Origin of the sequence: Pseudomonas viridiflava (genome assembly GCF_900602065.1) — a bacterium.
Lineage (GTDB): Bacteria > Pseudomonadota > Gammaproteobacteria > Pseudomonadales > Pseudomonadaceae > Aquipseudomonas.
This window is the reverse complement of record NZ_UWFN01000191.1, coordinates 1-314: the sequence shown is the minus strand read 5'-3', so window position 1 is coordinate 314 and position 314 is coordinate 1. Positions and strand designations below refer to the sequence as shown.

Here is a 314-nt window from a genome sequence, read left to right as displayed (position 1 = left end):
CCTCAAGCCCCACATGATGACCATCGCCAAGGGCCTGACTTCGGGCTACGTGCCCATGGGCGGCCTGATCGTGCGCGATGAGGTGGTGGAGGTGCTCAACGAAGGCGGCGATTTCAACCACGGTTTTACCTATTCGGGTCATCCGGTGGCCGCCGCCGTGGCGCTGGAGAACATTCGTATCCTGCGCGAAGAAAAGATCGTCGAACGGGTCAAGTCTGAAACGGCACCATATTTGCAAAAGCGTCTGCGTGAGTTGAGTGATCATCCACTGGTGGGCGAGGTCCGTGGCGTGGGGCTGCTGGGCGCCATTGAGC

Annotated in this window: 1 protein-coding gene; it reads left to right on the top strand. The window is 60.2% G+C overall.

Annotated features, from left to right (window positions below; translation table 11 throughout):
• Positions 1 to 314: aminotransferase class III-fold pyridoxal phosphate-dependent enzyme (locus EE949_RS10545; RefSeq protein WP_122664227.1), on the top strand; the 314-nt coding region annotated here is incomplete at both ends.